This window comes from Corallococcus terminator, from assembly GCF_049194865.1.
Lineage (GTDB): Bacteria > Myxococcota > Myxococcia > Myxococcales > Myxococcaceae > Myxococcus > Myxococcus terminator_A.
In genome coordinates this window covers 22,289-47,678 of sequence record NZ_JBLZWL010000072.1, presented here as the reverse complement: position 1 = coordinate 47,678, position 25,390 = coordinate 22,289, and the positions used below count along the sequence as shown (strand labels likewise).

Annotated in this window: 22 protein-coding genes and 1 pseudogene; 12 read left to right on the top strand and 11 right to left on the bottom strand. The window is 67.2% G+C overall.

The genetic code is table 11. The features are described 5' to 3' along the window. Positions 1 to 746 (top strand): DMT family transporter (locus tag ACN469_RS23570; protein ID WP_498770995.1); only part of this gene is annotated, 746 nt, incomplete at its 5' end. A 7-nt stretch (positions 747 to 753) separates the two neighbouring features. On the opposite strand, the gene dinB is transcribed toward ACN469_RS23570, so the two are convergent. Together dinB and ACN469_RS23560 are read right to left on the bottom strand one after the other, a co-directional pair. Continuing rightward, positions 754 to 1,962 carry a DNA polymerase IV gene (dinB, locus tag ACN469_RS23565; protein WP_498770994.1) on the bottom strand — a complete coding sequence of 403 codons (1,209 nt, stop codon included), beginning with the start codon at positions 1,960 to 1,962 and terminating at the stop codon, positions 754 to 756. Between the two features lie 59 nt (positions 1,963 to 2,021). Continuing rightward, positions 2,022 to 3,023 carry an aldo/keto reductase gene (locus tag ACN469_RS23560; RefSeq protein WP_498770993.1) on the bottom strand — a complete coding sequence of 334 codons (1,002 nt, stop codon included), beginning with the start codon at positions 3,021 to 3,023 and terminating at the stop codon, positions 2,022 to 2,024. An 83-nt stretch (positions 3,024 to 3,106) separates the two neighbouring features. On the opposite strand from ACN469_RS23560, the gene ACN469_RS23555 reads away from it, so the two are divergent. Further along, positions 3,107 to 4,015 (top strand): LysR family transcriptional regulator, encoded by a 909-nt coding sequence (locus tag ACN469_RS23555; RefSeq protein ID WP_498770992.1) that lies wholly within the window; start codon positions 3,107 to 3,109, stop codon positions 4,013 to 4,015. Positions 4,016 to 4,050: 35 nt separating this feature from the next. After that, entirely contained in the window at positions 4,051 to 4,680 is a 630-nt protein-coding gene (locus tag ACN469_RS23550; RefSeq protein WP_498770991.1) for an HAD hydrolase-like protein, read from the top strand. Between the two features lie 70 nt (positions 4,681 to 4,750). Here ACN469_RS23550 and rpsD read toward each other — a convergent pair whose 3' ends face one another. The 3 genes from rpsD to ACN469_RS23535 all read right to left on the bottom strand — a co-directional run bounded on the left by rpsD (position 4,751) and on the right by ACN469_RS23535 (position 6,716). Further along, positions 4,751 to 5,383 carry a 30S ribosomal protein S4 gene (rpsD, locus tag ACN469_RS23545; RefSeq protein ID WP_498770990.1) on the bottom strand — a complete coding sequence of 211 codons (633 nt, stop codon included), beginning with the start codon at positions 5,381 to 5,383 and terminating at the stop codon, positions 4,751 to 4,753. A 353-nt stretch (positions 5,384 to 5,736) separates the two neighbouring features. Continuing rightward, positions 5,737 to 6,342 (bottom strand): transposase, encoded by a 606-nt coding sequence (locus tag ACN469_RS23540; RefSeq protein WP_498770989.1) that lies wholly within the window; start codon positions 6,340 to 6,342, stop codon positions 5,737 to 5,739. A 221-nt stretch (positions 6,343 to 6,563) separates the two neighbouring features. Beyond that, positions 6,564 to 6,716 carry a hypothetical protein gene (locus ACN469_RS23535; RefSeq protein ID WP_498770988.1) on the bottom strand — a complete coding sequence of 51 codons (153 nt, stop codon included), beginning with the start codon at positions 6,714 to 6,716 and terminating at the stop codon, positions 6,564 to 6,566. 148 nt (positions 6,717 to 6,864) lie between these two features. Between ACN469_RS23535 and ACN469_RS23530 the strand changes: the two genes are divergently transcribed. Continuing rightward, positions 6,865 to 8,391: an LVIVD repeat-containing protein gene (locus ACN469_RS23530; RefSeq protein WP_498770987.1), complete on the top strand. Its 1,527-nt coding sequence runs from the start codon at positions 6,865 to 6,867 to the stop codon at positions 8,389 to 8,391. 203 nt (positions 8,392 to 8,594) lie between these two features. Here ACN469_RS23530 and ACN469_RS23525 read toward each other — a convergent pair whose 3' ends face one another. Together ACN469_RS23525 and ACN469_RS23520 are read right to left on the bottom strand one after the other, a co-directional pair. After that, positions 8,595 to 8,738 (bottom strand): helix-turn-helix domain-containing protein, encoded by a 144-nt coding sequence (locus tag ACN469_RS23525; RefSeq protein ID WP_498770986.1) that lies wholly within the window; start codon positions 8,736 to 8,738, stop codon positions 8,595 to 8,597. A 388-nt stretch (positions 8,739 to 9,126) separates the two neighbouring features. Further along, positions 9,127 to 9,258 (bottom strand): annotated as a pseudogene (locus tag ACN469_RS23520) (IS701 family transposase); the annotation flags it as partial. A gap of 654 nt (positions 9,259 to 9,912) precedes the next feature. On the opposite strand from ACN469_RS23520, the gene ACN469_RS23515 reads away from it, so the two are divergent. After that, a complete protein-coding gene (locus tag ACN469_RS23515) occupies positions 9,913 to 10,521 on the top strand; it encodes a hypothetical protein (protein ID WP_498770985.1) in 609 nt (202 codons plus the stop codon). Positions 10,522 to 10,599: 78 nt separating this feature from the next. Here ACN469_RS23515 and ACN469_RS23510 read toward each other — a convergent pair whose 3' ends face one another. After that, positions 10,600 to 12,405 carry a M23 family metallopeptidase gene (locus ACN469_RS23510; protein WP_498770984.1) on the bottom strand — a complete coding sequence of 602 codons (1,806 nt, stop codon included), beginning with the start codon at positions 12,403 to 12,405 and terminating at the stop codon, positions 10,600 to 10,602. 32 nt (positions 12,406 to 12,437) lie between these two features. Next, positions 12,438 to 13,448, bottom strand: a complete 1,011-nt coding sequence (locus tag ACN469_RS23505; protein WP_498770983.1) for a terpene synthase family protein — start codon at positions 13,446 to 13,448, stop codon at positions 12,438 to 12,440. Between the two features lie 241 nt (positions 13,449 to 13,689). On the opposite strand from ACN469_RS23505, the gene ACN469_RS23500 reads away from it, so the two are divergent. From ACN469_RS23500 to ACN469_RS23480, 5 genes are all read left to right on the top strand, one after another. Further along, positions 13,690 to 14,103 carry a secondary thiamine-phosphate synthase enzyme YjbQ gene (locus ACN469_RS23500; RefSeq protein ID WP_498770982.1) on the top strand — a complete coding sequence of 138 codons (414 nt, stop codon included), beginning with the start codon at positions 13,690 to 13,692 and terminating at the stop codon, positions 14,101 to 14,103. Between the two features lie 121 nt (positions 14,104 to 14,224). After that, on the top strand, positions 14,225 to 15,991 hold the full coding sequence (locus ACN469_RS23495) for a hypothetical protein (protein WP_498770981.1): 1,767 nt from the start codon (positions 14,225 to 14,227) through the stop codon (positions 15,989 to 15,991). Between the two features lie 23 nt (positions 15,992 to 16,014). After that, entirely contained in the window at positions 16,015 to 16,251 is a 237-nt protein-coding gene (locus ACN469_RS23490; protein ID WP_498770980.1) for a hypothetical protein, read from the top strand. Between the two features lie 142 nt (positions 16,252 to 16,393). After that, positions 16,394 to 18,172 (top strand): protein kinase domain-containing protein, encoded by a 1,779-nt coding sequence (locus tag ACN469_RS23485; RefSeq protein ID WP_498770979.1) that lies wholly within the window; start codon positions 16,394 to 16,396, stop codon positions 18,170 to 18,172. Between the two features lie 196 nt (positions 18,173 to 18,368). After that, positions 18,369 to 20,417, top strand: a complete 2,049-nt coding sequence (locus tag ACN469_RS23480; protein WP_498770978.1) for a protein kinase domain-containing protein — start codon at positions 18,369 to 18,371, stop codon at positions 20,415 to 20,417. A gap of 9 nt (positions 20,418 to 20,426) precedes the next feature. Here the strand turns inward: ACN469_RS23480 and ACN469_RS23475 are convergent, their stop codons facing one another. Next, on the bottom strand, positions 20,427 to 21,386 hold the full coding sequence (locus tag ACN469_RS23475; RefSeq protein ID WP_498770977.1) for an RluA family pseudouridine synthase: 960 nt from the start codon (positions 21,384 to 21,386) through the stop codon (positions 20,427 to 20,429). Beyond that, a complete protein-coding gene (locus tag ACN469_RS23470; protein WP_498770976.1) occupies positions 21,383 to 22,528 on the bottom strand; it encodes a serine/threonine-protein kinase in 1,146 nt (381 codons plus the stop codon). Before ACN469_RS23470 ends, ACN469_RS23475 begins: the two co-directional genes overlap by 4 nt. Before the next feature lie 130 nt (positions 22,529 to 22,658). Here ACN469_RS23470 and ACN469_RS23465 point away from each other — a divergent pair, with 130 nt between their 5' ends. Beyond that, positions 22,659 to 24,701, top strand: coding sequence for a protein kinase domain-containing protein (locus ACN469_RS23465; RefSeq protein WP_498770975.1), 2,043 nt, complete (start codon positions 22,659 to 22,661; stop codon positions 24,699 to 24,701). 604 nt (positions 24,702 to 25,305) lie between these two features. Beyond that, the gene (locus tag ACN469_RS23460; protein ID WP_498770997.1) at positions 25,306 to 25,389 is read left to right on the top strand and encodes a DUF5953 family protein; all 84 of its coding nucleotides are present in this window, start codon (positions 25,306 to 25,308) and stop codon (positions 25,387 to 25,389) included. The last annotated feature ends 1 nt before the right edge of the window (position 25,390 follow it).

Sequence of the window (25,390 nt, the reverse complement as noted above, 5' to 3'; positions counted from 1 at the left end):
GCCGCTCGGAGCTGACGTCCCTCTCCCTGCGGACCTGGGGCTGGCTGGTGCTGTCCGGCCTCGCGCTGGCGCTGCACTTCGCGACGTGGATTGCGTCGCTCCAGTACACCACCGTGGCCAGCTCGGTGGCGCTCGTCACCACGCAGCCGGTGTGGGTGACGCTGTTCGCGTGGCTCGCCCTGGGTGAGCGCGTGGGCGCCCGGGGAATCGCCGCGCTCGTGTTGTGTCTGGCGGGCAGTGTCCTCATCGGCGCGCGGGACTTCGCGGCCGGAGGCACGGCGCTCTGGGGTGACTTGCTCGCGGTGGCCGGCGCCGTCATGGCGGGCGTGTACTTTGTCGTGGGCCGCCGCGTGCGCGAGTCCATGTCGCTGGGCACGTACGTGGGCATCGTCTACTCCGTGGCGGCGGTGGCGCTGATGCTGGCGCACGGCTTCGTCGACTCCCCGCTGACGGGCTTCACGCCGCGCACCTGGATGGTGCTGGTGGGGCTGGCCCTGGTACCGCAGCTCATCGGCCACTCGCTGCTCAACGCCTCCGTGCGTCACCTCTCCGCGCCCTTCGTCGCGGTGGCCTCGCTCGGCGAGCCCGTGCTGTCCACGCTGTGGGCCGTGCCGCTGCTGGGAGAGAAGCCGGACTGGGTGCAGTTGGTGGGCGGAGGCCTGGCGCTGGTGGGCGTGCTGGTGATGTCCCGGGACGAGGCCGCGCGTCAGCCGCCACCTCCGGACATGGTGCCCGCCGCGGACTGAGCCTGGCTCAGCGCTTGGGCTTGTCCTTGTCCACGGGCCGCTCGGAGCGGTGCTCGTCGCCGCCTGGGGCGTCGCTGCCCGCGATGTCCGCGGTGGTGATGGCCTTGCTGCCGAAGCGGTCCGCGATTCTGTCCAGCGCGGCGTTCAGCTTCGCCGTCCGGGGCGGCGCGGCGGGGAAGAGGCCGAGCTGGGGAGGCACCTCGTCCAGCTGCACGCTCACTCCGGTGAGGCGGATGGGCTTGCCCTCGTGCGAGCGCTCCAGCAGCTCCAGCGCGGTGCGATAGAGCGTCTGTCCATCATCCGTCGCCTCGCGCAGCGTGGTGCGGCGGGTGAGGAGCGTGAAGTCCGCGAGCTTCAACTTGAGCTGCACCACGCGGCCCTTCACCCCCGCGCGCCGCAGCCGTCGCGCCACGCGCAGCGCCTGTGCATGGATGTGGGGCTTGAGGGCCTCGATGCCCGCGAGGTCCTCCTCGAAGGTGTCCTCGGCGCCCACGCTCTTGGCCGCGCGGTCCGGCACCACCTCGCGCATGTCGATGCCCTGGGACAGCTCCCACAGGTGTCGACCGCTGGTGCCGAGCCGCTGCTCCAACCACTCCACGTCCTTCGTCGCGACATCGCCAATCGTCTTCAGCCCCGAGCGCTGGAGGGCCTCCTCCGTCTTCGGCCCCACGCCCCACAGGCGTGACACCGGGAGGCCCGCGAGGAAGGCCATCGTCTCCTCGGCGCGGACCTCCCGCTGCCCGTTGGGCTTGGCCAGGTCCGAGGCAATCTTGGCCACGAACTTCACCGTGGAGATGCCCGCGGATGACGGCAGCTTCAGCTCGTCCGCGATGTCCTTGCGGATGCGCCGCGCGATGTCCGCGGGAGAGCCGAACAGGCCCACCGAGGCGGTGACGTCCAGGAAGGCTTCATCCAGGGACAGGGGCTCGATGAGCGGGGTGTAGCGCTCGAAGATGGCGAAGACCTGCTCGCTGGCCTCCGCGTATGCGGGGAAGCGTGGCTTCACGATGATGGCATGGGGCGCGGCCTTCACCGCGCGCGCCATGGGCATGGCGCTGCGCACGCCGAAGGGTCTGACTTCATAGGAAGCGGCGACCACGACACCCCGCTGGGCATGCCCGCCAACGATGACAGGTTTGCCCTTCAGGGCTGGGTTGTCCCGCTGCTCCACGGACGCGTAGAAGGCGTCCATGTCCACGTGGATGATGGCTCGCATGCACCAACCACTCTAACGGCTCTGTCTGACGTTGCAGGGGCTCCAAATGGGCGTGGGCGCTACCGCCGCTCGCTGTCCAGCAAGCGCATCTGCTCGGGCCCATACCGTTCACCGGAGAAGGTCGCGAGCGCCTCGAGCGCGGCGACGTCCGAGCTCGCCAGAGGCCGATTCCAGGCCCCCAGCGCGTCGTCGAGCTGGGCGATGTTCTTCACGCCGATGATGGGAACGAACCCGGGCTGTCGGGCGAGGACCCAGGCGATGGCGAGCTGTGCGGGCGACAGCTGCCGCTCGCGCGCGAAGCGCTGGAGTGAACCCACCACGTCCTCGTTCTTCTCGCGGTGCTCGCCGCTGAAGCGGGGCATATGGGCGCGGAAGTCACCGGCGCCCGTGGGCTTGCTCCCGGTCAGCAGCCCTCGGGAAAGGACGCCGTAGAGCGTCGCGCTGATGCCCAGCTCCCGGAGGGTGGGGAAGATGCTCGACTCGGGGCCGCGGCTCGCGAGGGAATACTCGATTTGGAGGTCGGCGATGGGGTGGACGCGGTGGGCGCGGCGGAGGGTCTCGGCGCCGACCTCGGAGAGGCCGATGTGGCGGACGTATCCTGCCTTCACCAGGTCCGAAATCGCGCCGATGGTCTCCTCGATGGGGACGTTCGGGTCCAGCCGTGCGGGGCGGTAGATGTCGATGACGTCGACGCCCAGTCGCTTGAGTGAGTACGTGGCGAAGTTCTTCACGGCGGCGGGCCGCAGGTCCATGCCGAGCCAGCTCCCATCCGGGCCCCGCAGCGCGCCGAACTTCACGGAGAGCTGGACCTGCTCCCGGCGCCCTGAGATGGCGCGCCCCACGAGCAGCTCGTTGTGCCCCATGCCGTAGAAGTCGCCCGTGTCGAGCAACGTGACACCGCGCTCGGTGGCCGCGTGCAGGGTGCGCAGGCTCTCCTCGTCGTTGGTGGCGCCGTACATGCCGGACATGCCCATGCAGCCCAGGCCGAGCTGGAAGACCTCGGGGCCCGTGGTGCCCAGCTTCACCGTGTGCCGCTGCTGCCTTGCTTCGTGCGTGCTCATCGCGTCTCCCTTTGTCCTCGTCGACGTGACAAGAATTCGCGAATCGCCATCCTGAAATCCAATCAATAGGATGCATCCCGAACATGAACGCCATCTATGAGAAGTCGCTGGACCTGAACCTGCTGCGCGTCTTCGTCGTCGTGGCGGAGCTGGGCAGTGTCACGGCGGCGGCGGCTCGTCTCTACCTCACGCAGCCGGCCGTGAGCGCGGCCCTGCGGCGACTCACTTCGGCGGTGGGCTCCCCGCTGTTCGTCCGGGATGGGCGAGGGCTTGCCTTGAGCGCACGAGGGCAGCGATTGCTGGCGTCCGCGAGGCCGCACCTGGAGGCGCTGGTCGAGGCCGCGCTCACCCCCGCGGCGTTCGACCCCCGGACGAGCGAGCGCACGGTGCGCATTGGCCTCTCGGACGCGAGTGAATCCTGGCTGCTGCCGAGATTGCTCCAGTGGCTCGCGAGCGAGGCGCCGCGCCTGCGGCTCATCGTGCTGCCGGTGCAGTTCCGCACCGTGGGGGCGCTGTTGAGCGCATCGGCGGTGGACCTGGCGGTGACGGTGGCGGATGAGCTGCCGTCGGGCATGCAGCGGCGCGAGCTGTTCACCGAGCACTTCATGTGTCTGCATGATGCGAGGCGGCTTCGCCTGGGAAAGACGCTCACGCTGGAGCGCTACCTGGAGCAGGAGCACGTCATCGTCTCGTACAACGGAGACCTGCGCGGCGTCGTCGAGGACCTGTACGGCCACCAGCGGCGGGTGAGGGTGTCGATTCCCACGTTCCATGGCCTGGGCGCCATCCTGGAGGACAGCACGCTCGTCGCCACCGTGCCGGGCATGGTGGCTCGGGACGTGATGGCACTGCGCCCGTTCCTCCGGGGGATGAAGCCGCCCTTTGCGATGGGAGGCGCGCCCATGGAGCTGCTCTGGCGGAGCGCCTCCGAGGATGACGAGGCCATCCGCTTCGTCCGCGAGGCGGTGGTCTCCCTGACGCGGCGCCTGTGAGGTGCGGCGTTTCTGGTATGACTCGGCGTTGCCTCATGCCTCCCTATCGCCTGGTCATCTTCGACTTCGACGGCACCCTGGCGGACTCGCTGCCGTGGTTCCGGTCCGTCTTCAATGACATGGCCGACCGCTTCGGCTTCTCGCGGCTGACGCCGACGGAGTTCGAGGCGATGCGCGGCATGTCCGGGCGCGAAATCATGGCGCTCACGAAGGTGCCCATGTGGCGGCTGCCCGCCATCGTCAGCCACATGCGCAAGGAGAAGCTGTCCGCCGCCGCCACCACGCCCTTGTTCCCAGGAGTGCCAGAGCTGCTCGGGGCGCTGAAGGACGCTGGCGTCACGGTGGCCATCGTCAGCTCGGACAGCGAGGTGTCGGTGCGGGCGGTGCTGGGGCCTCTCGCGGCCTCCGTGGAGCACTTCGACTGCGGCGCCGCCATCTTCGGCAAGGCCGCCAAGTTCCGTCGGATGCTGAAGCGCACGAAGGTGCTGGCGGGCGAGGCTTTGTCGGTGGGCGACGAGATTCGCGACCTCGAGGCGGCGCGGGAGGCTCACCTTCCCTCGGGCGCGGTGGGGTGGGGCTACACGCTGCCGGAGGCGCTGGCGCGGCACACTCCCACTCACTTGTTCCACTCCGTGGCGGAGCTGCGCTCGGTGCTGCTGCCCTGAGCACGACACCGCGAATGGGTGGCCCGGAGGCTGGACCCATTCGCGGAATGCCTTGGAGGGGCTTTTCGGTCTAGCTGCGCTGCGCGTAGTACTCGACGATGAACGGCTCGTTCACGTCGACGGGGATCTCCTCACGCTCCGGGGTGCGCACGAAGCGCAGCCCCTCGCCGTCGCCGAGCACCTGCACGTACGGCGGCACGTTTCGGCCCTTCATCCGCTCGAACGACTCGCGGACGATGAGCAGCTTCAGGTGGGCGGGGAGGTAGCGAATCTCGCTGCCCGGCTTGACGCGGAAGCTGGGGATGTCCGTGGCGGCGCCGTTCACCTGGAAGTACCCGTGGCGGACGAACTGGCGGGCCTGGCGGATGCTCGTGGCCAGCCCCGCGCGCAGCACCAGCGCGTCCAGGCGGCTCTCCAGCAGCTGCAACAGCACCGTGCCCGTGTTGCCCGGCGAGCGACGCGCTTCCATGAACGCGCGGCGGCACTGCTTCTCCAGCAGGCCGTAGTACAGCTTCAGCTTCTGCTTCTCCCGCAGGCGCCGGGAGAAGTCGCTGTTGCCCATGCGCGCGGTGGCGCCGTGCTGGCCGGGCGGGTAGGGACGCCGCAGCACCGGGTCCTTGTCCGGGTCCTTCGCGGTGATTCGCGAGAGCGGAATCCCCAGTCGCCGGCACATCTTGCCCCTCGGTCCCAGATCACGTGCCACGTCTCGTACCTCCGTATCCGGCTCGATGCTGTCGAGCTCAGTTGAAATTGATAATCACTATCAATATCAGGATCAGTACCGTGAACCGAGGCCGCCGGTCAAGCCCACAGTGCGAGTTGGGGCCGATGGGGCTCACGGAGGGTGAGTCCCGCGTGCCGTGGGTGGGGGAGGACCACGGGGCCCCGTTAGCACTACTGCGTCAGGGGCCCGCGGGGTGCACGGGGAGACCGGGCAGGGTGCGTGAGGCGCGTCGGTGGTTGGAGCGGTGGCAGGTGGGACAGCGAGGCAGCCAGATGGCAATCACGCGCGCCATGGCGAGCCGTACGGTGATGAAGCTGTCGTGGAAGTGTCGCTCAGGCCGGGAGCGGTTGCGTGTGGGCTTCAACCGCCCCTCGGGCCGAGGGGGGAAAACGCCGCGCGCGTTCGGCCACGAGGAACGCGTAGCAGCACAGGGCCACCGAGACGTGGTGATGCCAGCCGGGGAAGCGGCGGCCTTCGTAATGGTCCAGCCCCAGCTCGCCCTTGAGGTCCTCGTAGACGCGCTCGGTTCTCCAGCGCTGCATCACCAGACGGATGAGCTGCTTCTTCGTTCTGAACCCCCGGCAGGGAAACGAGGAAGTAATTGGCGGGCTCGGGCTCATCGTCCCGCCACTCGATGAGCAGCAACAGCGGCTCCTGCTCGCGCTGGGGCACGCCCGCGGCGATGACTCGACGCAGGGCAAAGCATGCCGACAAATCCTCCTGGGTGCCCTGGCGCCAGGTGCACCGACGGAAGCCTCCCCGCTCATGAAGGCGCAGGGCCAGGTCCGAAACGCTCCGCGCGTCCCGTCGGGGGCTTCCCATTTCATCCAGCCGGCAGACAGTGGTTTGGGGTCCACCGCCACCGCGTAGTGCAAGCCCAGGGCGCGCAGGTGCGCTCTGAACTGGCTGGAACCGCCGTAGCCGGTGTCCCCCAGCACGATGCCCGAAGGGACACCGTTAACGCAGTAGCGTTAAGGGGGCGGGACGGGCTGCCCGGGCCTGGTTGTGGGTGATGGCGTGCAAGCAGGAGAAGAAGACGGCGGGCATGGCCCGGCAAATCCTCCGGCTGGAAGTTACCCGGCAAGTTCTTGCCGAGAGGCCTGGCCCGGCAACTCCTGGCCGGCAGCTTCTTGCCGGAACACCAGGAGCCCGCAGTGCCCTACACCTCCACGCTCGTAGGGAGCGTGGCCTCCGCCTTCCGGCGGATGTGCTCCCAGGCGTCCCTGTGGGCGAAGGGGTAGCGGTTCTGCTTCGGTGGCAGGCCTGTCTCCAGCCTCGCGCGCAGGGTGTGGAGCAGGCAGCAGCTTGGCATGCCACGTGCTCATGCCTTGAACCGGGGCGCCCAAGCGAAGTCAGGGAGCCCCAAAACAAACACGTACCCGTGAACGGGTCCCAACAATCCAGGGTCCTTGCTTCTCACGAGAACGTGCGGGCGAAACCCCTTCTTCGGAGACCATTCCATGGCTGACAAAGTTGATCTGACGAAGCAGATGCCGCGCGGCGCGTATCCGTCACCGCGCCACGTCCTCGCGGGGGCGAAGCCGTTCGATCCGGATTTGGCCGCGCCTGCACCGTCAGGCTTTCTGATGTGGCCGGTGCAAATGTCGATGTGGGGCAACGACCACAATGGCGACTGCGTCACTGCCGAAGAGGCCTTCGCCAAGGCCACCGCCGCTCCCCAGAAATATTTTCCCGACGACGAAGTGATCAACTGGGCGCAGAGCCACGGCTATCTCAACGGCGCAATTCTGGTGGACGTCATGTCGACGATGCGGACACACGGCTTTCCTTCGAATTTCACCCTGTACAATGACCCCTTCCCCTTGAGCGTCAATTGGACCAACGACGCGGCGCTGCAGAGCGCCATCTTCAACAACGGCCCGGTGAAGATCGGCGTGGCCGCCGAACTGTTTGAGGACGGAGCCACCGGCAAGGTCACCCCGGGCACGAGCGGGTGGAGCATGTGCGGCTATCCGGCCAAACTGTCGGAATATCACTGCGTCAGCCTCTGCGGCTACGGCACGCTCGCGGAGCTCATACTGTTGTTCCAGCAGCGTGGCGTGCCTCTCAACATCGTAGAAGGAATGCCTTCGGGCCTTTGCTATGCGATGTTCACCTGGAACTCGATCGGCATCGTCGACCGGCAATCGCTGATGAACATGACGTCTGAGGCATGGGTCCGGACTCCGGTCACGATGACCGCCCCGCAGCCCCCGCCGGCCTACCTGACGACGCACGGAAGCAACGGCCTCTACACCTTCGATCCGGCCTATCAGGCCTGGCCGGTCCAGATCCCCTGCACTGACGGATTCGGTTTCGGTGGCGTCGTCAAGCTTGGCAACACCCTCTTCCTGGCGGCGCAGAATGGCTTGTTCGAAGGGGGCGGCCTCTGGACCTTCGATCTTCAATCCAGAGCGACGCCGGTCATGATTGCGTCGAGCACAGGCCTGGGCTTCCGTGACCTCGCCGTGATCGGCACCACGCTCTATTTGACGACGCAGGGTTCCAACGGCATCTACTGCTTCGACACTCAGTCGCCGGAGCTGCCGCCGACCCAGATCGCCGGGACCGATGGCCTCGGCTTCCGAAGCGTCATCGCGATCGGCAACACGCTCTATCTGACGACGCAGGGCGACGACGGCATCTGGTCATTTGACGTCACCCGTAAGTCGCCGCCCAGCCAGCTCGCCAACACCGGCGATCTGGGTTTCAATGGCTTGCTGGCGGGCGGCGACATTCTCTACCTGACGGCGCAAGGCGGCAGCGACGGTATCTGGCAGTTCAACCTTTCCACGGGCGCGGCGCCGACTCAATTCGCGAACACTGCTGGCTTTGGATTCCTCGGCCTCGCCATGAAGGATCAGATGCTGTACCTGACGACGCAGGGCAACGACGGCATCTATTGCTTCAATATGGCGACACAGGCAGCGCCGAGCCAGGTCCCGTCCACTCCAACCTATGGCTTCTGGGATATTGTCTTTACCTGAGCCGCTCGGACCGGGCCGGCGCGACGCCGGTCCGGTCCGGCATGGATAAGGCCCCCAGTGTCAGCGGCGTTGTCGCTCCCTCACGCAGGGGCGGAGCCGGGGCTGGAAGAAGAGAGCCCCCGCCTTTGCCGCGACGGTGGAGGAGCGGAGGAAGGGGCGCACACCCCGTTTGGACTGGGCCGGGCTGCTGAAAAGGTAATCGTTCACCGGCTCATGCTGCATGCGCGAACTGCGGTGGCCGGCTTCCTCCAACGTTGAATGGTGCGAGGGGCTACCCCGAGCCGCTCGCAGACGGCTTCCAGCCGCACGCCCTGCTGGAGGGACTCCTCTACGTGGGCGAGCGTCATTTCTCGTACTTCTCGTCCGCTGTGTCGTCCTCGTCGTCCAGGTGCCGCTCGTCCCAGCCCGTCGCCTGAAGTTTTTTTCGAGCACCAGCAGCGCCGCCGTCTCCGCCAGCGCCTTCTCCTTGCGGCGCAACTCCCGCTCCAACTCCTTCACCCGCTGTTGATGGTCTCCAAGAAGCGCGGGAATCGGGTCATGGATGGACCTGCGTTCCTACGTTCTCGTTCTCGTCGTCCAGGTCAGCACAGCGCCAGAGCGTGAGCCGAGGAGGTAGGGCCCGCTGTGAGCTGGAGTGGAGTCGGGGGAGACCGAAAACTTGTGGGCAGCCCGTGGTGCCAGTGGGGTCTGCTCCCGCGCGCGTCACCCAGAAAGACGGAAGGCCCACCAGTAGCCGCTCTTGCGCTCCCCGTCGCTCAGAAGGCCCATGGCGTAGAGGGCGAACGAGCCCCGCCGACTCTCCTCGCCGAGCACGTCGCCGATTTGCTGGAAGTGCCTCTCAAGTCGCTGCACCGCGGCGGCATTCATGAAGGAATCCATACCTACTTCATGAGTAGGTCGCCGGACGCACAACGCAATGGTCGCCAAGGGCGCGCACCCCTCAGTTGCTCGCTCCCCCACATACCCCTAACGCAGTAGTGTTAGAACGGGAAGGGGGGCGCGGGCGTGGCGACGGAGGACGTGCACGCGGCGTCTGGAGCGTGCGGCGTGGGTGTGGCGGCGGAGGACGCGGGCTCGGAGTCCGAAGTGTGTTCCGGGAGTGCGTCGGCGGAAGACACAGGCTCGGAGTTCGGAGCGTGCGCGGTGGGACTCACGCTGACGACGTTCAGCCGGCGCTGGAGACGGGCGGACCTCCAGGTCTTTCTTTGGCGCTCGGTGACAGGCGTGTCGACATGAAGCCTGTCTGGGTTTTCAGGGGCGCCGCATGTGGAGTCCGACGACCTGCCACCGGACTTGAGCAGCGCATGACGCGCTCTGGCGCGGGACTGGAGCGCTCCTGACCCGTGAGTCCTCGCAGCAGTCAAACGAGACACCTGTTGCTTCTCGATGACTGGGAGGCGAGAGCCGGCGCTGGCAAATTATGGCGCCGGTGTGTTGCATTCTGCTTCGGGTGATCTGTGTTGTGAGCCGTTGCGGGAGGGCGATAGAGTCACGGCCCTCCTTCCATTGGAGTCTCACCTCATGACTGTCTTCAAGCGTTTTGCCTGGGCTTGCGCCGCTGTGTCCCTCTCCGCCTGTGGTGGAGGTCTTCCCGAGGGCTCCGCGCCCCAGGACACGCTGGACGAGCAGCAGGCCGCGCTGCTCACCAGCTCCTTCGGGGGCTGTTCGTTCACCATCTCCTCGGCGGTGATTCCCGGGGAACTCCCCCCGCGCTACGCCATCACCCTGACGCGCGCCGCCTCGGGCACGTGTCCGTATGCCGCGGGCAGCGTGGAGCTGGGCCGCTCCTACAGCACGCCGCACATCGCCGTGCTGGGGACGGGCGTGGGGCTGGCGACGGCCTTCTCGACGAAGCATTCCCCGAGCGGCAGCGCCAACACGCAGTGCAAGGTTAGCCACATCGACCCGGCCACGCTCGCGAAGGTGCGGGACGACACCATCGTGGTGAACTTCGGCGCGGGCAACGTCCCGGTCTGCAACCTGGACAAGACGGACGCCGGCGCCACGCTGGTCGCCTACGGCACGAAGACGGGCCCCCTCCCGGGTGAGACGGGGAGCGGCAGCAACTACGTGGCCACGTATTACAACTACTTCACCAGCACCACGCCGCCCGTCTACTACGCCTACTGAGACAGCGCGCGGCCCGCGGAGCAGTGACTCCGCGGGCCGTCGGTCTTCCATCGGCCCGGTGTCCCGGACACTCGAAGCTTAAGGACAGTTCTTGCCGAACACCGCGGTGAAGGAAGCGCCGTTGTTGTAGATCTGGAGCTTCTTCAGCCGGTATCCCTGGGCCGATTCACTCCCATGGAGCGTCTGGTACTGGGACATGGCGGCGTCCACGTAGGCATGAGTCAGGCAACCGCTGGCGTTGTTGGCGGTGTACGCGAAGCGCGGCGGGTTGTGCGTCGGGTCGGCGACCAGGTTCTCCACGTGCATTCCCTGTCCCGGTAGCGCCGCCAGCTCCGACACCGCCTGGGCCTCCGACAGCCCGTAGCGCAGGTACCGCACGTCCAGGTCATGGCTGCTGAAGAGGACGGCGTAGTACTGCACGCCATTCTCCCGGTAGGGGAAGAAGTCCTCCACGCGCCAGCCCAGGTTCAGCACATACGTCTGGTAGAACGAGTCCAGGCTCGCCTGCGTCAGCCGATGCTCGAAGTGGGCCTGCTCGCCCGCGCGCAGCTTGCCGTAGGTGGTGTTGTAGCGAGCCTGCCCGGAGGAGTTGATGCGGATGCGCGTCTCCCGAGGCACGTAGTTGGATTGCCGCCACAGGTCGACCTGCGTGTTGAACCCGGCGCTGTCCAGGCCCGCCTGCACGCCGAAGGCGGTGGCGGTGGAGTACTGGTAGGAGCCCGCGACGCGCAGCACGGAGTCCTGCTCGTAGAAGGTCAGCGTCTCCGGGCGGTAGCTCATGCCCCGGTAGTACTCGGGCTGCTCGGTGAAGGTCTCCCAGGTGGCGCCGTGGAAGTCAGGGTAGTGGGGCATCCACAGGCGCGGGTAGAACGTGTCCTGGAAGCCGGTGTAGCAGCCGGTGGAGACCTTCTCGTAGACACCGAAGGGGTCCACCTCCACGGCCACCAGCGGCTGGGTCGGCATGGGCATGCCGATGTAGACATGCAAGTGATTGTTGGAGTGATTGCTGGCGGGCTTGCCGTCCGCGGCGAGCGAGCCGGGCGTGAGCGTGTTGCCGGACTTCGCGATCTTCTGTCCGCTGGAGACCCACTGGCCCAGGGTGACGGGAATGGCATCCGCCTCCGTGCCCCAGGAGGGATGGTTGGGGTAGTTGTGCGCCATCAACTGGTAGCGCGCGCACTCGTCGTCCCCGGAGGGGCACGTCATCGCCTTGACGGCGGCCACGTCATGGGCGCGGCCGTCCCGCAGGTGCATGTAGAAGCTGTAGAGCTTCTTGCCGTTGGCGCCGGTGTGCTCGATGACGATGGTGTTGCCGCCACCGCCCGGAGGACCGTCGAAGTAGATGCCGATGACCTTGCCCTCGGCGATGGCCAGCACGTCGAAGCTGGAGTCCTTGTCCGAAGGGGTGTTCGCCCGGCTGATGTCGAGGCCGCGATGGATGCCTCCGCCGTTGTACCGCCAGCCGTGGCCCAGCCGGACCTCGGTGCCGGAGATGACCGGCGAGTTCGAGGAGAAGGGCAGCCGCAGCGGCAGGGGCGCGCGGATGCCGCGAAGGAACGTCTGGGCGTCCGCGGCGATGGGGAACGCGGTGGAGGGGCCGCGCAGGTGCGTCAGGAGCCGCCCCTGGAGGTCGGTGCGCAGCGCGGAGGCGGGCAGGGCGTTGATGGCCTCGCGCCACTCCTCCAGCGCACCCCCTGGGGCCGTGGAGAGGGACTCCGGGCCCGTGGTGTCCGGAGTCACGCAGGCGTCCGCGATGTCGCTCACCAGGGCGGGTTGCTCCTGGGTGCCCTCTGGAGAGGGTGGCGAGGCCTCGGGTGGACCGCCACAGGCGGAGAGGAGCACGGCGGAGAGCAGCGGCCAGGACCAGGGGTTGCGTGGCGTCATGTCTCCCCAACGAAGCCCGCCGATAATTCCCCTCACCCCGGCGTTCGGAGCACTCCGCTGTCGTTGGCGTCCTGCTCCGCGTGCGTGGTGAGATAGCGCTGCGTGTCGAGGACCACCCAGTCCTGATAGCCCCGCATCCAGTCGCGCATGCCAGCGATGAAGCCTCGGAGTTCCTTGCTGGCACGTGGCTCCATCAGGCTTGCTTCCCGCTGGAACGCGTCGACCTCCGCCTGGACCCTGCTCGCGGTGTAGTCGGTGCCCTCCTGGCGCGTGTGGCCCTGGGCCGCGTGGAGGATGACCATGTTCTGCTGCTGACCCGGCTGCCTCGCTTCAATGGGCAGGCTCTGCATGTCGTTGCTCCAGCTGACGACGTTGTTGGTGTGCAGGCGCAGGCGGAGCACATCGGGCCGGTGGAACTCGTCGGAGGGGAGGGGCCCGGCGTTGGCGGCGTCAATCAGGTCGAGACAGGGGTTCATTCCGCTGGTGTGGCGGCGAATCGCCTCATAGGGCCGGATGGCCGAGGAGGACTCCTCCGCGAGGTGACTCACGATCTGGAGGCCCGCGGTGGAGGCCCACATCCGCATGCCGTGGGCGAAGCGCTCGAAGTGCTCCACGGAGAGCCGGCCCCGCAGGCGCTGGCAGACATCCATCCACGCGGTCTCGCCGAAGACGGGTGAGGCACCCAGGCGGTTGAGGTCCAGGACATCCAGCATCGCCGCGAGGTTGGGGAGTGTCTCGCGACTGATGGTCTCCACCCGGTCCACGAAGAGGTCATCCGTGACGAAGAACCAGATGAAGTAATCCGCGATGATTTGGAGCAGCTCCCGGTCCGCGTGCGGGTAGCAGCGCGCCGCGAGCCAGCCGTACTTCGTCCGCGTGACGCGCGCCAGGTACTGCTCGGAGGGGATGAGGCCGTGTCTCGCGGCCCAGTGCCTGGCTTCCTGCTCCACGGGCTCGACGTCGGGTGAGCACTCGCCAGACCAGGGGAAGGTGATGGTGGGGATTCGGAGTTGCTCCAGCTGGGCGGAGAGGTTCTCGAGCACGATGCGCCTCCAACAGCCCTCGGCTGAAGTTCGCATGAACATATGCCGCCAGGCGGGCTCGTGTGTCGCGAGTGCCGTGCTGAGACATGGTTCAAGCGGAGAGGGTTGTTGTGTGAATCATGGAGGTGCCACGAGGGTTGTGCAACTGGATGTGTATTCACGGTTGTATCGCTTGAGAGGAATGGCGACTGCGGGCGAGTGGGCTGGGCTGTCGGGCCCGCAGGTGTCTATCCTGCGGGGTATGAAGACCTTGACCGAGTACCTGTGGTTCGAGACGAAAGAGCGGCGGGAGCTGGTCCGCCTCACCGACACCGTGGCCTCGCTGGTCCGCAAGAGTGGCATCCAGGAGGGGATGGCCCTGGTTTCCGCCATGCACATCACCGCGGGTGTCTTCGTCAACGATGACGAGTCCGGGCTTCATGAAGACATCTGGGAATGGCTCCAGAAGCTCGCGCCGTTCGGACCGGACTACCGCCACCATGGCACCGGCGAGGACAACGGTGACGCGCACCTCAAGTCGATGCTGGTCCACCACCAGGTCATCATCCCCATCACCGCGGGGAAGCTGGACCTGGGGCCGTGGCAGCAGGTGTTCTACGCGGAGTTTGACGGGCAGCGTCGCAAGCGCGTCATCGTGAAGGTGATGGGCGAGTAGCTTCGTTTCGACGCGGCGCGGCGGGTCTTGTCGCTGACAGTCCGGTTACGCGGGGGGCCGCGGTGCGGGCGGCGCGCTCCTGCTTTCTGATTGGATTCGGCTCTCACCCCTGGGAGCCACCATGCGAATGTGTCGTTCAGCGACGTCTGCCGTTGCCGGTGTGTTGTTCGTCCTCTCCTCCGTGTTCCTGAGCTGCACGGGAGGAGAGGCAGAGGAGCCCCCCGAGCCGCTCGATGGCGCCGTCCTGGCGCGACAGGGCCAGGGCTTGGTGGATGGCAGCAACATCACGGAGTACGCCGCATCGTGTCGCGCGGAGCTGGGGCGGTTGACGGACGCCACGTTCAACTGCCGGGACGGGACGCTGCTGCGCATCACCAACACGCCCGACGGCGCGACCTGTGACAAGCCGGTGTGGCTGAACCTCAGCGGGAAGTACTGCGTCGACAACGCGCGCCTGTTGAAGCTGAAGACGAGCAATCCGGACACGGAGGCGCGGGTCATCTGCCGCCGCTACAAGGCAGGGCCGGACACGTCGGAGGGCTTTCAAGACGTCGCCATCGTCGTCGCCAACAAGACGTCGGGGGCGACGTGCTACTTCCAGGCGCTGAGTGGCTCGGGCCCGGACCTCAATGGGAAGAATGTGCCCAACCCGATGGCGGACCCGGCCTCCGTGAATGCGGCGGAGCGCACCGCGGCCACCGCGGCCAAGACGTACTACATCAGCCCTCAAGGGCTCCGGGACAGCCCCTCCCTGCACTGTTCGAAGTGCCATGACAGTGACCCCTGGATGCACTCGCCCTACATCGATCAGCTGGCGGGAACCGTGGATGGGCTGCCCACGGGCTTCAAGAAGGGGAAGTACAAGCTCGTCGAAGAGGCCTATCTCACGAATGGAGGGAGTGGCTGGCCCAAGCCGGAGACGGTCACCACCGCCAAGGTGAAGGACGGTGCTGGGGATGTCCGCAATCAGGAGTGCACCGCCTGTCACCGCATTGGAACGAAGAACACGTGCGCGGACTGGCTCCGCAAGTCCGTCGACAAGACGCCCATTCCCGGGCGCAACGCGGCGAATGGCGTGTGGCCGAAGAGTCACTGGATGCCGGAAGTCCTGCCCGCGACGAAGGCGGAGTTCCACACGCTCTATGACAACCACATCAAGGCGCTTGAGTGCTGCTGCTCCACGCCGTGGAAGCTGGGCTGCTCCACCTTCACGGACCTGACGGACCTGACGAAGAAGCGCCAGGGAACGGGCGCGGCGGGGTTCATGCCCGGTGCGCAGAAGTGCGTGGATGGAACGACGGGAGTGGTGGCGCTCGGGGTCAGCATCGCTCCCATCGTCGTCGCCGCGCGAGGCGCTGGAGAGAGCTCCTGCACCGCCTCGCTGTCATCGCCGCTCTGCGCCAGCTTCTCCATCGAGCGCACCGACCTGGAGGGCAACACCACAACGCTTACCGAGGGGCCCAACGGGACCCCGTTGATGGCGTGTGCCAGTCATCCGCAGTCTCCCTATCCCGGGTCGCACGAGTCATTCCTCAACGTGGAGCCGGGCGACCTGGTGACGCTCTCCACGCCGCAGCGCTATGCCTTCGCGGACAACCATGACCTGCTCGAGTTCGTCGGGTGGCAGGTCTCGGAGAACTGCCCCTGTGCCGACGGCGGCAGTACCACGTGTCAGTTCCGCACGAAGGGCAGCCGCCACTGGTTTGGAACAGACCCCGAGGTGCCCGAGGTGACGTATGAGGGCGACCCGGAGAGCTTTCATTGTCAGGCGCTCTACCAGCGCACGGATGTCTGTCGGGCCCCCGATGCGGGAGTGGATGCTGGCACGGACGCGGGGGTGGATGCCGGCACGGACGCGGGGGGGATGCCGGATACGACGGAGGTCTGAGTGACGCCGGCTGGGATGGCGGCGTGCACGACGCGGGGATCGATGCGGGCATCTTCGACGCGGGCGTTGCTGATGCGGGCGTCTTCGATGCGGGCGTCTTCGATGCGGGTGTCTTCGACGCGGGAATCGCTGACGCGGGAGTGAAGCGCTGTGATGGCGGGGTGAGCGTCCTCGCTCCGTTGGGTGTGGGTGGCCCCATTCCCATCGAGGACTGCGAGGCGACCGAGGAGCAGGAGCCCTCGGAGCCCGAGGATCCTTGACCCAGGGAGGGTCTGAATGACCACACGGGCCGGTGCACAGGATGAGGTGTGCCGGCCCGTTTGTCCTTGGGCCTCTTCACGGAATGTCTGTTCGTGGGATGATCTGGGCCAGGGCGATTCCTGGCGCTACATTGCGCACCCCATGGATTCCGTTCCCCCCAAACCCTTTGGCCGCTATTCGTTGGTGTCCAGGTTGGGCAAGGGCGGCATGGCTGAGGCGTGGCGTGCGCGACTGGTAGGTGAGGCCGGCGTGACGAAGCCGGTGCTCATCAAGAAGGTGCTGCCGGAGTATGCGCAGGATGAGCGCTTCATCCAGATGTTCATCAGCGAGGCGCGCATCTCCGCGTCGCTTTCACACGGCAACATCGCCCAGGTCTTCGACTTCGGCCGGACGGACGGGGAGCACTTCCTGGCGATGGAGTTGGTGGATGGACCGCCGCTCCATCGCATCATCAAGCGCGCGCTCCAGCATGGGCTCAGTGCCGTGCCGGTGGCCCAGGCCGTCTTCATCGCCATGGAGATCTGTCGGGGCCTGCATTATGCGCATACGCGCAAGGACAGCCGGGGTGTTCCGCTGGGCATCGTCCATCGGGACATCTCTCCGGAGAATGTCCTGGTCAGCTACGAGGGGCAGGTCAAGGTCGTCGACTTCGGCATCGCCAAGGCGCGCGAGCTGCGAGGGTTCAATACAGAGCCCGGTGTGGTGAAGGGCAAGTACCTCTTCTTCTCGCCGGAGCAGGCGAGGGGAGAGGACGTCGACGCGCGCACGGATGTGTGGGCGGCGGGCGTGGTGCTCTACCAGATGCTGTGCGGGCGTCTGCCCTTGCAGGGCCCGGAGTATGTAGTGATGCACCAGTTGCAGGAGGGCCGCTTCCCGTCGGCGCGATCGCTGCGCCCAGAGCTGCCCGCGGAACTGGATGACATCGTCCAGAAGGCGCTGGCCGTGAAGAAGGAAGAGCGCTTCGAGTCCGCCCTTGCCTTGGCGGAAGCGCTCTCCGGCTTTCTCTACGCGACCACGCCTCGGTTCTCACCGATGTCGGTGGCGTGGCTCGTTCAGACGCTGTTCACCATGGAGCTGCGAGAAGAGGGTCGCGAGCCTCAGGTGCCCACGCCGTTTCGGGAGGAACTGGCACGCGCCGCCGAGACTCGCGCTGTCGCCACGATGCATGAGTCGCCGATGGCGACGGAGCCCTCCACCCGCAAGTGGGTGTCTTATCGACGTGGCATGGGGACGGGGCTCGGGGCGGCGTTCCTGCTCGCCGCGGGACTCGGCGTCGTGACGTGGAAACTGCGTGAAAGGCCTGTCGTTGAATCGCTGCCGCCGCGTGTGACTGAGGTTTCCGAGGTGCCCGCTGTTCCGTCAGCGCCCGCGAAGGCGCTGGTTGTCCCTAGCCAGGAGCCTGCTGGAGGAGTGGACGCGGAGGCGGTATCTGCTCCCGAGAACGAATCCCCGGTCGCCGACGCTGGCGGCGCGCTGAGTCCAGCGCCTGTGCAGGCCATTCCAGCTCCGCCCGCCGACACCGTGTTGGTGGCGCAGATTGACGCCGAAGCCGAGTACGCCGGACTTATCAAGCAAGCCCGGTCCGCCACCGTGGGCTCTCGCTACAAGTCGGCGGCCGGCTACTACCGCAAGGCCCTGGCTTTGCAGCCCGGTTCAATGGAAGCGAAAGTGGGACTGGGAGTCGCCCTGGTCAACGGCTTCGAGTCCGAGTCGGCCTTTCGCGAGGCCGCGCGTCTGCTCTCAGATGTTGTGCGCGAGGATGCACGAAATGCTCGCGCGTGGCTGTCGCTGGGCATGGCCTACCAGTCCGTTGGGAAGAATCCCCAGGCCGTCGGCGCCTACAATCAGTACCTCATGCTGGAGCCATCGGGCGCCTCGGCGGACTCAGTCCGCACGATGCTCAAGACCCTGGGGAACTGACCCCGCATCGTCAGTTCAAGGCGCTCGCTCTCAGTGCATCCGTCGTGAAAGTGATGGGCGAGTAGCGGCGTCCTGGCGAGTAGCGGTGGGCTCTTCAATTGCGACCCAGGGAGGGTCTGAATGACCACATGGAGGTTTTTCCGTCCGTGGGGTTGATCTGGGCCGTGGCGATTCCTGGCGCTACATTGCGCGCCTCATGGATTCCGCTCCCTCCAAGCCCTTTGGTCGCTATTCGTTGGTGTCCAGGCTTGGCAAAGGCGGCATGGCCGAGGCATGGCGTGCGCGACTGATGGGCGAGGCCGGCGTGACGAAGCCAGTGCTCATCAAGAAGGTGCTGCCGGAGTACGCGCAGGATGAGCGCTTCATCCAGATGTTCATCAGCGAGGCGCGCATCTCCGCGTCGCTGTCGCACGGCAACATCGCCCAGGTCTTCGACTTCGGTCGGACGGAGGGCGAGCACTTCCTGGCGATGGAACTGGTGGATGGGCCGCCGCTCCATCGAATCATCAAGCGTGCGCTCCAGCATGGGTTGAGCGCGGTGCCGGTGGCGCAGGCTGTCTTCATCGCCATGGAGATCTGCCGGGGACTGCACTACGCGCACACGCGCAAGGACAGCCGGGGTGTTCCGCTGGGCATCGTGCACCGCGACATCTCTCCGGAGAATGTCCTGGTCAGCTACGAGGGGCAGGTCAAGGTCGTCGACTTCGGCATCGCCAAGGCGCGCGAGCTGCGAGGGTTCAGCACCGAGCCCGGTGTGGTAAAGGGCAAGTACCTTTTCTTCTCGCCGGAGCAGGCGCGGGGAGAGGACGTCGACGCACGCACGGATGTGTGGGCGGCGGGCGTGGTGCTCTACCAGATGCTGTGCGGACGTCTGCCTTTGCAGGGCCCCCAGTATGTGGTGATGCACCAGTTGCAGGAGGGCCGCTTTCCTTCGCCGCGAACGCTGCGGCCGGAGCTGCCCGTGGAGCTGGATGACATCGTCCAGAAGGCGCTGGCCGTGAAGAAGGAGGAGCGTTTCGAGTCCGCGCATGCCTTCGCGGAGGCGCTCTCCGGCTTTCTCTACGCGACCACGCCTCGGTTCTCACCGATGTCGGTGGCGTGGCTCGTCCAGACTCTGTTCACCATGGAGCTGCGCGAAGAGGGCCGCGAGCCCCAGGTGCCCACGCCCTTTCGAGAGGAGCTGGCGCGCGCCGCCGAGACTCGCTCCGTCGCTACAAGGAACGAAGTGGCCGTGGTGACGCAGGTCTCGACCCACCGATGGGCCTCCTATCGCCGTAGCCTCGGTGTGGGGCTCGGCGCGGCGCTCCTGTTCGCCGCCGGGCTGGGCGTCGTGACTTGGAAGGCACTCAAGAAGACGGGCACCGAGACACCAGCCCCCTTCGCGAGGATTGAACGGGTTGCCGCGGTCCCGTCGTTGCCCACGACAAAGTCGGAGGTGGCTGGCGAGAAGCCTCCTGACGAGACAAGGGCAGTCCAAGCGCCGACGGCGCCGCCTTCTTTCGTGGTCGTTCCAGCGGTCGCCAGCCAGAAGCCATCTCCCGAGGAACTGAAGGTGGAGGATGTGCTGACGGTCCTTCCGTCACCTGTGGTTGTTCCGGTGGTCGTCAGCCCGACTCCTTCTGAGGAGACCCAGGTGGCACGGTCGCCGACAGTGCCTCCGTCCCCCAGGACTGTTCCGGTGGGCGTGAGCGAGCCGGCTCCTCCCGCGAGGGACGCGGTCGCCTCGCGGAAGAGCTTGTCCGCGCCACCTGTCGCACTCGTGAACGCGTCCTCGAGTGTCTCCGTCGAAGCTCCGAAATCAGGCGCCGTGCTTTCGGCTCCACGTCCTCCAGCGGGGGGAAGTGCGGGTGCCGTCAAGCGGCTCTCGCCCGAGGATGAGTACGCCGCGCATGTGAAGGCGGGGCTGGCCGCGGAGAACGCGGGGCGTAGCAAGGCTGCGATCATCAGCTACAGGAAAGCGCTTGCGCTCAAACCCGCCGCTCATGCCGCGAAGAGGGAACTAGGGCTCTTGCTGGTGAGTGGCTTCGAGTCCAAAGCAGCCTTGCGTGAGGGCGTGGGCCTGCTCCAGGACGTCGTTCGGATGGATGGCAACGATGCCCCTGTCTGGCTGTCGATGGGCATGGCCTACCACTCCCTGGAAGAAAAGAACCAAGCAGCGGAGGCCCTCAAGAAGTACCTCCTGCTGGTCCCCACGGGCGGGGCCTCCAACGCGGCTCGGGCGATGCTCAAGTCGATGGGGAATTAACCCGCCCCATCAGCTCGCCGGGCTCTCGCCCTCGCCGCGCGGCAACTGCAACCCCAGCCGCTCCAGCTCCACGCGCAGTTCCTGGGGCAGGGGGCTCGTCACGTGCATCGGCTTCTTCGTCTCCGGATGCGTCAGCCCGAGCGCCCGGGCATGCAGGAAGAAGCGCCCCAGCTCCGGCGCCTCGCGCCCTCCATAGAGCGTGTCTCCGACGATGGGCGCTCCAATGCCCGCCATGTGCGCGCGCACCTGATGCAACACGCCCGTGAGGATGCGCACCTCCACCAGGCTGTGCTCTCCCGTGCGCCCCAGCACTCGGAAGCGCGACACCGCCTCGCGCGCGTCCTCGGCTCCGTGCGGCGCGGGCTCCACCCGGTCCGGGTGACGCGGGTGATGACGCAGCGGCAGCTCGATGTCGCCCTGGTCCACCAGCGGCCCCGTCACCAGCGCGAGGTAGCGCTTGTCCACCGCGCGCTCTCCGAAGGCCGCACGCACGGCATCCCACGCGGGGCGCGAGCGCGCGGCCACCACCACGCCCGACGTCTCCACGTCCAGCCGGTGGCACAGCCCACCTTCACGCGGATCCACTGACGCCTGCGCGCACTCGGGGTAGCGCGCCACCAGCGCGTTGGCCACCGTGCCCGTCTCCCCCGACTGGAGCGGATGCGAGGGCCTCCCAGCGGGCTTGTCCACGAACACCAGCGCGGAGTCCTCGTGCAACACCACGAGCGGAAACTCCTCGTCCGGCACCGCCTCGCGCGTCTCTTCTTCCACCACCACGGAGATCTGCTGCCCCGCCACCAGCGTGAGGCCCTTCTTCGCCGCCCGGTGGTTCACCTTCACCGCGCCCGCATCGAAGAGTCGCTTGAGGCGCGCGCGCGACAGGCCCAGCGCCTCGCCCACGAAGAGGTCCACCCGCTGGCCCGCCTTGTCGGCGTCCACGGTGAAGGTGTGCAGCTTGGAGGGATTCACTCGGAAAGAGCCTCGTAGACTTCCTCGGCCGTCTGGAACCGGTCGTCCGGCTCCTTGCGGATGAGGCGGTGGGCCACGCGTGCGAACTGCGGGTCCCCATGAAGGTTCAGCGCCAGCACCGGCGGAGGCTCCGTCTCCAACACCTGCCGCCACAGCTCGTGCGGCGTCTTCGCATCGAAGGGGGGCCGCCCGCTGAGCAGCTCATAGAGGATGACGCCCAGACTGTACAGGTCCGAGCGCCCATCCAACGGCTCCCCGAGAATCTGCTCGGGCGCCATGTAGCGGTACGTGCCGACCAGCTTCCCCGCCTCCGTAATCGCCACGTCGTCCGCGAGGAACTTGGCCAGCCCGAAGTCCATCAGCCGCACCTGCCGGTCCTCGTCCACCATGACGTTGGATGGCTTGAGGTCGCGGTGCACCAGCCCATGCCCGTGGATGTAGGCCAGCGCTTCACACAGCTGGAGCATGGTGTCCTTCAGCCGCCCCATGCGCTCCGGACGGTTGAGGTCCTCCTCCCGAGGCGCCCGGCCGTCCTCCACCGGCTTGCGAGGCGAGGGCAGGGGCGCATCGAACCCCTCGAAAGAGTCGTCCGAGCCGGAGCCCGAGCCCGCCTCGTCGTCGCCCTGCGCCGCGCCATAGGCGTCCAGGTCCTCGCTGGGCGGCTCCTCGTTGAAGGCGTTCATGCTGAACAGCCCCTCCGCGGCGGGGCGGGAATCACCCAGCGCGTCCGCGTTGGAGATGCTGTCACTGCCAGGGCCGAAGTCCTCGTCCGCCGTGCGCCGCACCGTCAGCAGGCTGCGCGGCGTGGTGCCGCTGATGGGCGACATCATGTCGTCACCCCGGATGTCCAGGTAGTGGCGCAGCGTGAGCCCTTCGATGAGCTCCATGGCCAGGTAGGGCCAACCCTGGTGGACCCCCGCCTCGAAGACCTTCACCACGTTGGGATGGGACAGGTCCGCCAGCGTCTCGAATTCGCGCGCGAGTCGTCGCGCCGCCCGCTCGTCCAGCGCGGGGCCGGAGGAGAGCAGCTTGAGCGCGACTTCGTCGTTGCTGCGGCGGTCCAGGGCCCGGTACACGGTGCCGGCCCCGCCGCTGCCGAGCGTCTCCAGGACGCGGTAGGGACCGATGACCTTCGGGGGCATGCGTGCGCGGATCCTACGGACCCCGTCGCGTCACGGTCAAACTGGATGATGCCTGGTTGCATGGTCCGGGGCAGGACACTCGCACGGCCATTTCACTTTTCCGGGGAAACCTGGGAGAACCCTTCATCAAATGCAAGTCGGGAAGTATCAACTCGTCCGGAAGCTTGCCTCGGGGGGCATGGCGGAGGTGTTCCTCGCCAAGGCCGCGGGCCCCATGGGGTTCGAGAAGACGCTCGTGCTGAAGCGGATCCTTCCGCACCTGGCGGAAGACCCGGCGTTCGTGGAGATGTTCCTGGGGGAGGCGCGGCTGGCCGCGCAGCTCGAGCACCCGAACATCGTCCAGATCTTCGACTTCGGCGAGGCGGACGGCAGCTACTTCCTGGCGATGGAGTTCATCGACGGGCCCACGCTGCGGCGGCTGGTGAAGTACGCGGTGGAGCAGCCGTTGCCGCCGATGATGTGCGCGAAGCTGGTGTCGCTCGCGGCGGAGGGCCTGGCGTTCGCCCACGACTTCTCTGACGCGACGACGGGGGTGCCCCTGGGGCTCATCCACCGCGACGTGAGTCCGGACAACATCCTGGTGTCGCGGCAGGGCGCGGTGAAGGTGGTGGACTTCGGGGTGGCGAAGGTCGCGGGGCAGGGGCACCGCACGCAGACGGGCATGGTGAAGGGGAAGGTCGCGTACATGCCTCCGGAGCAGCTCCGGGCGCTGTCGGTGGACAAGCGGGTGGATGTGTACGCGCTGGGGGTGGTGCTGTACGAGCTGCTGACGGGGAAGCGTCCCTTCGACGCGACGACCGAGGCGAGCACGATGCAGGCCATCCTGTTCGAGCCGTTCGTCCCGGTGGTGGAGCGCAGGCCGGACGTGCCGGTGGCGCTCCAGAAGATTCTGGACCTGGCGCTGGCGAAGGAGCGCGACAGGCGCTACCCGGACTGCCGCGCGCTGCAATCGGACCTGGAGCGCTTCCTGCTGACGTCCGGCGAGTCCGTGGGGGCGTACCAGCTCTCGCAGTTCGTGGCGAAGCTGGGGGCGGAGGGCGTGTCGGGGCCGGTGGTGCCTTCGCCGGCGCCGGTGGCGGGGGCGACGCCCGTGAAGCCTGGGGGCACGCCGAAGTCCATGGCGGCGCCCCGTGAGGTGAAGGGGCCTCCGCCTCCTCCCGTGGACTCGACTTCGCCCACGACGCCGATGCCGATCTCGGTGCGAGGGGTGATGGGGGCGGCGGGTCCCCGGGCTCCGGCGAATGAAGGAAGCAAGGGCGCGGAGGCACCGGAGCGTGCGGCGAAGGCGGCGGGAGCGAGGCGCAAGCCGGCACCGCGTCCGATGTTGCCCGCGCAAGCTGGAGTGGCGGCCGAGGCGCGAGGCACGGGCTGGAACCCGTCGCGCATCGCCGAGGTGCAGGCGCCCACGGTGCCGTCACGGGAGTCCGAGCGGGATGCGGAGGAGCGTGTCCCGACGAATGGGGGTGGGTCCGACGAGGACGCCATCGCCACGGGAGCGCAGGTGCATGCGCCGAAGGGGCGCAAGGGCTCGGGGAGGCTTGTCGCGGTGCTGGTGGGAGGTGTGGTGCTGGCGCTGGGCGGCGTGGCGCTCGTGTCCCTCCGGGGCGAGCAGCCCATTGTCGTGGTGCCGCCTTCGCTTCCCCTGGCGAAGAAGGCCGACGCGAAGCGCCCGCCGACGATGGAGCGGGTCGAGCCGTCGAAGCCTGCCCCTTCGCCAGAGCGGGTCGCGGGCGGGGAGGCACCGGCGGTGGCACGGGTGCCCCCGGTGGTGGAGGTGAAGAAGGCGGATCCTTCGGCTACCGCGCCCGTGCCGACGCCGCAGGTCGTGGCCGAGAAGTTCGTGGAGAAGGCTCCGCCGGCCGCCGATGCTCAGGCCGCGCCTGCTGTGCCTCGGGAGGTGAAGCCTGTCGCGAAGGCCGTGGCTGCTCCGCGTCCGCGTGCACCCGCGAAGGTGGTGGCCACGGGCATGTTGGAGTTCCGCATCCGCCCCTATGCGAAGGTCCTGCTGGACGGGAAGGAGATCGGCCAGACGCCGATGGCCGCCGTCGAGGTGCCTGAAGGCAAGCACACCCTCAAGCTCATCAACCCCGAGCTGGGCAGGGAAGAGACGCGCACGTTCGAAGTGAAGGCCGGGCAGAACAACACCTTCAAGTTCAACTTCCACGCGGAGTGAGCCGAGGCGCTCCTGCTCGCTGCTCAGGGCTGGAGCCAGTCATCCACGAGAAGTGGCCGGGAATGGGGTCGTGCGGAACTCCGAGGAGAAGTGCTCCTCGGAGCGCGGCCGAACTGACCGAGCAGTCCTCCTGCTCCACGTGGTAGCGATTCACTCAAAAGCACTCGCCACACTGTCGTGCGAGCTCTTCAGCCTTGTAGCTGTCATACGGGGGCGAGGTTCTCTGGCAGGTCAGATACTGAACGTTGACCGTCCAGGAGCATCCGGGCTCACAGTACCAGATGTAGCTCGATGAGTAGCCGGCCGGGCAGGACGCTATCGACTGCTCGGTCTGATGGAGACTTTCTGCTTCCTCTTCAGGACCGACACCACATCCCAGACAAAGCGTCCCAACCATCATGAGCGCGCCACCAATGAAGGCTTTTGCTGTCATTCACGACCTCGGATGAGCTGTGCGAGATTGCACGGGTTCGTATGACACGTCATTGAGTGGTCCCATGGTGTCTGGGATGCGGTAGATGTTCTGCGGTAGACAGTTTCAGGGGCACGTGACGGAGAGCGGCCGTGCCGGGGGCTGGAGCAGGCACCGACTCGGAGAGCGGCTTTGAGCAGGGACACCGACCACCTGGCTGCACTCCTTCGGGCCTATGAGCGCTTCCCGGAGATCGGCGGTCGCGCAGCACCTTGAC